Genomic DNA, 5978 nt, shown 5'->3' on the forward strand with positions numbered 1-5978 from the left:
CTATTCCTCCACACCTCTGCCGGGGTGAACCCCGCCAGAAGTGTTCCGGGCGTCCGGGAGGCAGCCGTTCCGGCTGCTGGCGCTGCGTGTGTCCGTCAGAGACAGCCACACCCAGCGCCGGAGGGTCGGTGCAAGGCAGCATCCGCTGCCAAGAACGTACTACCTCTGTTCGGGCAAGTGGGCCGTTCCGGCCCAGGCCGGGGAGGCCGTCTGCCGGCCGCACAATGCCGGTCTTTGTCGGGGTCTGGGAGCCTGAGGTCTCCCAGCCCTTGCGCCGCCAAAGCCCGCCAACCCCATCGCGCCAGACCGCCTCCCCGGCCAGCCTCCGCTTCGCTCCGGCTCCTTGGTCACTGGGAGACTCTAAGCCGGGCTTCCCGCAACGAGGGCATCATTGATCCGACCGCCGGTACACGCCCTACCGTCCCGCCTTAGAGACTCCCAGCAACCAAGGCCTACCCAGGAACTCACGCCCTGGCCGCAGTGCGTATTCGAGCGCCCTGCCCCGCTCGGAGGACGGCAAAAGGGTATATAAATATACTCAAGGAAGCAGCGGCTGTCGCCGCTGCGGGTGCGCATGATAAGAGGAGGTGAAAGGGCTTGATTTTGCGGGTTAACTCCTTGAAAATAAATTTGTTAATGTGGTGGATTTTTCGTATCTTGTATACTGATTTTAAGACGTTTAGTTATGAGAACACAGCTGCATAATTGGAGGATTCTGGTGGACCACATCATCGACAAGGTGTGGGAGTACATTGATGAAATCGACTACTGGGTAGACGAACCAAAGATCTGGGTTGATGCCGAGTCGGATACTGTGGTCCTCGGGGAGAAAGACAAGGTGTACACAGGCGAAAGCAAGCAAGTGAGCGAGTTCATCCGCAGGGACGATGCCGGTAAGATGGAGCCGGATGTCGACGCCATCGAGGACTTCGCTTCGGGCTGGTTCGACTTCCGCCAGGCATAGTTCCGAAGTCCCTCTGAGTTACCTATTTGTTCAAGAGTTCAAGGCGCGACCCCTATCCTACCCTATATCCGCATCCTATGCCCAGGTACAAGCCCAATATCCGTTTCTCCGACTGCTGGTCTTCAGTGGGCGACGTGACGTTCTACCATAGGAACGGCGTCTGCTACTGGAAGAAGCGGGCGCATCCGGAGTTCCCGGGCACCCTGGGACAGATGGAGGCGCAGTCGGTGCATCTTCGTGCGCTGCAGGCCTGGCGTGACCTCGATCCGCTGACGCAGGAGCAGTGGAACATGCTGGCGCTTACCGTGCAGAGCCACCGGCCGCCGTTCCGCAAGGACCACCACATCACCGGCCACAATCTCTTCGTGTCCGGCTACCACGGCTTTGCACAGCTTGACAATGAGCACGTGCCTGTGCCCAGGGCATTCGAGGACTTCCCGCCGTTGTACTGCGAGTTCCACTCGGCGTCAGTCGTGGACGGCACTACCCTGTCGCTCAAGCTGCGGGTGCGCCTGGATCGCTGCGCCAATCCTTCCCGCTACCGGCTGGCGGTCCGTCTCCAGCTCACCACGCCCGGAGCCGGAAGAAGGCCCGGCTACCTTCGGTCGTTCGTCGCCCAGACGAACTGCTCTTCCGATGACTGCATCGTGGAAGTGCTTGTCCCCGGATACAAGGACATCTGGGACCTCGATCTGCCGGAGTACCAGGTGCATTTCCGGTACTTTCTGCTCGACTCCGAGACCGGCTACCGAAACATCTACAGCCGCAAATCCTTCCTGATGGGGCTTTAATTTTACTTAAAGTAATACTTTATACAATAGTATCTAATTATTTGTGTTTGAATAATTAGAAAACTTTTTGTATATTTGCATTGGAATCAGAGGCTGCTACGCATAAGACGATTATGATAGCAAAGCCTTCCATAGCCTTCAACGATTTCGCCGGCACCGCGAAGGATGTCACCGCGCGGAACGTCCAGGGCCGCAACATCCTCTCCGTCCGGGCCTATCAGAGCAAGGTCTGCACTCCGGCTCAGGCTACCACAAGAAATCAGTTGTCCAGGATCTCCCGGGAGTATAAGCAGCTCTCTGATTCCCAAATGCAAGCCTGGGAGGTTCTGGCATCTCATATGAAGGCCGCGTTTTCCATCGGCAATCCCGCCGAGATGACCGCCCACAACGCCTTCGTCCGCATCAATTCCAACCGGCTCCTGGTCGGCAAATCCATTCTCAAGGACGCCCCGTCCCACATCAGCAACGTACCCGGTGTTGTTTACGACGAGATCTGGGTCACTCCCAGCGACCTCATCATTAAGGGCATCGTCCATCAGAACGACCCGCTGAAGCTCGTCATCAAGATGTCCGTCGGCATGTCTGCCGGCGTTTCCAGCGGCTGGAGCAAGACGGTCATCGTCTCCCCCGGCATCGAGGACGACTGGGGCGACGCAAATGTCCGCGGCCGTTATCTCAAGGTCGTAGGATTTGCGCCGGCCGTGGGCGACAAGGTCTTCATTGAAATGTACTGGCTGAACACCGACACCGGCTTCCCCGGCGAGAGCGCCTTCGCCAGCAGGATCTGCGTCACCTCCGAGGAAGCTGAAGCCGAGGGCTACGTAAAGCGCAACAAGATTACGATGGATGACATCAAGCCGGACAGCCACGTATCTGAATGTGACGTGGACTTCTCTACCGGCGCTCCTGTCATCTCCTTCGATACGGTATGCCTCGGCCATAGCAACGTGGCGTCTTCCGAGGCCTATCTCGAAGATGAGCTCCCGGCAGACTGCGTCGGCACCAGTATGGCTCTTGCCCGCGGTATGGGAGAAGGCAACGCTTGTTTCGCGGCACAGTCCTACATCATTTGGCTGCGCAACTCCAGCTGGGACGGCTCCTCCATCACCTTTGCCCATCGCGGCGGCTATTATGTAAAACCCACTGAGGTCTTCGGCCCTGGTATCCTCTACTAATCAAGCTATGTTCAATTCAACCGGAAATAACTTCGGAGCAGGCTCCATCCAGTTCAAGGACTACCAGGCCTCGAACTATGTCGTATTGAACGCCAAGTTCTCGTACGACCCGACGAACGCCGCCTATCAAGCAGCAGATGTATTGGAGATTTACGTGCCGGACCTCAGCATCGACCGCAGCGCCGTTGCGGGCGTCATACTGACGTTCCAGGACCGTTATGTGTACTCTTCCTATACCTGGAACAACGACGGCGGTACGGCCATCAAATCTTGGATCAAGGATAAGAATACGATCTGCCTGGAGAAGTTCACCAACTTCGACGATAAGGGCGAGATCACCATCTTCATCCAGGCCCTGTATCCGATGCTCAATCAGCCCGGGAATCCCATCAAGGGCACCCGCACCAGGATCAATATGACTCAGGAGACCAGGTATCTCTACTGGAGTTCCGAGACCTTCTGCGTCATCTTCGAGCATTGGGTGTTCCTGCACATGCAGTTCTCCAGCTGCTCCTACTCGTATAGGAACCAGCCTTGGGAGGCAGTGATGGGTGACTTCCCGACTGATGTGAACGCAGATGTCCCCTTCCTGGGCGGCTCCAACCAGTACAACCCGTCCGTGAACGGATTCTCGCTGGCGCATGTAGAGAATGGGGTATTTACCTGCCAGGAGCGTATGAGCGGCTTCGACAGCACCGGCTATGATCCTTTCATTTTTGCCTTCCTCGTGCGTGACGGAGAGGAAGGCAACGGTGATGTGGACTAAAGACTTTGACCAATGACAGAGAAGAAACGCATAGAACTCACCAAACTGCAGGGCGTCATCGCCATCGCAAGTTTCACCACGGGCGTCGTCATCGCCGCCGTGTGCCTGTTCTGGGTTCCGCCGCTCGGAGAAATAGCCAACAGCGCCATCTCCATCGTCAGCGAGCTGCTGGTCCTCTGCGGTGCGATTCTCGGCGTCAAGGCCAGCTACGACACCAAACTCCGGAAGTTCGAAGCCGAACTCCGCCAAGTGATAGACAACGAAAACAAGAATAACGACTAAGCCGACCCGATGAGACACCTTCTGCCACTGCTTCTGCTCCTCGCCGCTTCCGCCTGCTGTACTGTCCGCCAGCTTCCCTCTGTGACGGACAGTACCAAGGTGGAGGTCCGTATCGTCGAGAAGATCGTCAGGGATACTGCCTACGTCGAGCTGCCGGTCATCGTGGAGAAGGTGGCCACCTTGGACACCGCCTCCGTATTGGAGAATAAGTACGCCAAATCCGAGGCTTCCGTCTCCGGCGGAGTCCTTACCCATTCGCTCGCCACAAAGCCCGTCACTGAGCCCGTAGCGGTCGAATACAAGGAAGTTGTGCGCGACTCCATCGTCTACCGGGACCGCATCGAGACGCAGACCGTAGAGGTCGAGAGGAAGCTGACCTGGTGGCAGACACTGAAGATGAAGGCCGGCGGCCTGTTCCTCCTCATCGCTTTAATTGGAATCATATACATCATTATTACTCATTTCATTAACCTCAAATCCATTTTGCCATGAAGTACAATCCTTCAATCGCCTTCGACGAAATGTCGGGCTCCGCAAAGGGTGTCACCGCTGCCAAGACGCGCGGTCGCAAGTACATCCGCAATCGTGGTTACGGTGGTTCTACCCGAACCTCGTTCCAGTCTTCCGTAAAAGCTGTCTTCAAGCAGCTCTCTCAGGCCTGGCAGGGTCTCACCAACGAGCAGATCCTCGCCTGGAATGCCGCGGCCAACACCGCACAAGGCAAGTCCGTTCTCGGTACCAAAGCCAAGATCTCCGGTGCCAACCTCTTCATGAGGCTGAACTACTGGGTGGTCTACTGCGGCGGCAACATCATGACCGCTGTGCCCAACCTGGCCGGTGTCGTCGCTCCGGATTCCGCGACCATCACCCTCACCGCATCTGCGATGACCTTCCAGCTGGCCACCATCCCCAGCGATGTGACCAACCTGAAACTCGTCATCCAGGCCTCCGATCCCCAGGGCAACGGTATCACCCGCGCCTACAGCAAGGCTGCTGCCTTCGCTGACCCGTACACTCCCGTGGCCACGGCCATCGACATCAAGAGTGCCTACGACAGCAAGTGCGGCGCTCCGTCCGCCGGCAGCCCTAAGGTCTTCTTCAAGTACTTCTACGTGAACACCGCCACTGGCGAGAAGTCCGGAGATGTGCTTGCCCAGGCCAAGCTCTCCAGCGAGTAGGCATCAGACCCCCTCTCCCACGGACTCCCGCCCGGCTCACGTCAGACGGGAGTCTTTTATATCCTCATCGTCATGAAAGCATCCAAATCCGCATACGTTCTCATCCACACCTTCGAAGGATGCAGGCTCCACGCCTACAAGTGCCCCGCCGGCGTCTGGACCATCGGCTGGGGCCATACTGCAGGCGTCTATGAAGGAATGAGCATCACCCGCGAACAGGCGAACGAGTTCCTCGAGCAGGACATCCGGATCTTCGAAGACAACCTCACCTTCGCCCTGGGGCTCGACGATAAAGACCGGATGCCCAACGGGCTCCCGATCTCCCAGCATCAGTTCGACGCTCTCCTCTCCTTCACCTACAACGTCGGCACCGGCAATCTCGCCAGGTCCACGCTCCTCAGGAAAGTCAAGGCCAACCCCAAAGACCCGTCCATCCGCGGCGAGTTCTCCCGCTGGGTCTATGGCGGCGGCAAGCGCCTTCCCGGCCTTGTCCGCAGGCGAAAGATGGAAGCCGACCTGTACTTCTCGTAGAAAATACGTACCTTTGCCCCGTGAGGTCTGATGCCAGACTTCATTTGTTAACACCGGGTGCGGCCCTGCTGCAATGCTTGGTCGCACCTTTTTTCATTTGTCCCCCAGCCTATGAAAAGCGCTGAAAAAATATGTAACCTCAAAAATTATGGGGACAAAACGGGGACAAACTTGAAAACTATATTTTGCTATATTATTGATTTATAATAAGTTATAGGTTTATCCTATTTCCTGCATTGGAAAGTAAAATTACCCCCGGGTTATATTTTGGATAAAAGCGGACTACTAATC

8 protein-coding genes are annotated in these 5978 nt (G+C 56.7%); all 8 read left to right on the forward strand.

All coding sequences use genetic code 11. From position 1 onward, the window contains the following. The first annotated feature begins 685 nt into the window (after positions 1 to 685). The 8 genes from PLF13_14910 to PLF13_14945 all read left to right on the forward strand — a co-directional run bounded on the left by PLF13_14910 (position 686) and on the right by PLF13_14945 (position 5687). Complete coding sequence (locus PLF13_14910) at positions 686 to 964, forward strand: hypothetical protein (protein HOP08560.1); 279 nt, start codon at positions 686 to 688, stop codon at positions 962 to 964. Positions 965 to 1089: 125 nt separating this feature from the next. Further along, positions 1090 to 1755: a hypothetical protein gene (locus PLF13_14915; protein HOP08561.1), complete on the forward strand. Its 666-nt coding sequence runs from the start codon at positions 1090 to 1092 to the stop codon at positions 1753 to 1755. Positions 1756 to 1868: 113 nt separating this feature from the next. Further along, positions 1869 to 2930, forward strand: coding sequence for a hypothetical protein (locus tag PLF13_14920; protein HOP08562.1), 1062 nt, complete (start codon positions 1869 to 1871; stop codon positions 2928 to 2930). Between the two features lie 7 nt (positions 2931 to 2937). After that, entirely contained in the window at positions 2938 to 3696 is a 759-nt protein-coding gene (locus PLF13_14925; protein ID HOP08563.1) for a hypothetical protein, read from the forward strand. Positions 3697 to 3708: 12 nt separating this feature from the next. Beyond that, complete coding sequence (locus tag PLF13_14930) at positions 3709 to 3978, forward strand: hypothetical protein (protein HOP08564.1); 270 nt, start codon at positions 3709 to 3711, stop codon at positions 3976 to 3978. A 9-nt stretch (positions 3979 to 3987) separates the two neighbouring features. Continuing rightward, the gene (locus PLF13_14935) at positions 3988 to 4470 is read left to right on the forward strand and encodes a hypothetical protein (GenBank protein ID HOP08565.1); all 483 of its coding nucleotides are present in this window, start codon (positions 3988 to 3990) and stop codon (positions 4468 to 4470) included. Further along, positions 4467 to 5156 carry a hypothetical protein gene (locus tag PLF13_14940; protein HOP08566.1) on the forward strand — a complete coding sequence of 230 codons (690 nt, stop codon included), beginning with the start codon at positions 4467 to 4469 and terminating at the stop codon, positions 5154 to 5156. Before PLF13_14935 ends, PLF13_14940 begins: the two co-directional genes overlap by 4 nt. 72 nt (positions 5157 to 5228) lie before the next feature. Next, positions 5229 to 5687: a lysozyme gene (locus PLF13_14945; GenBank protein HOP08567.1), complete on the forward strand. Its 459-nt coding sequence runs from the start codon at positions 5229 to 5231 to the stop codon at positions 5685 to 5687. The last annotated feature ends 291 nt before the right edge of the window (positions 5688 to 5978 follow it).

Source organism: Candidatus Zixiibacteriota bacterium (genome assembly GCA_035380245.1).
In the GTDB taxonomy this organism is placed as follows: Bacteria; Zixibacteria; MSB-5A5; order GN15; family FEB-12; genus DAOSXA01.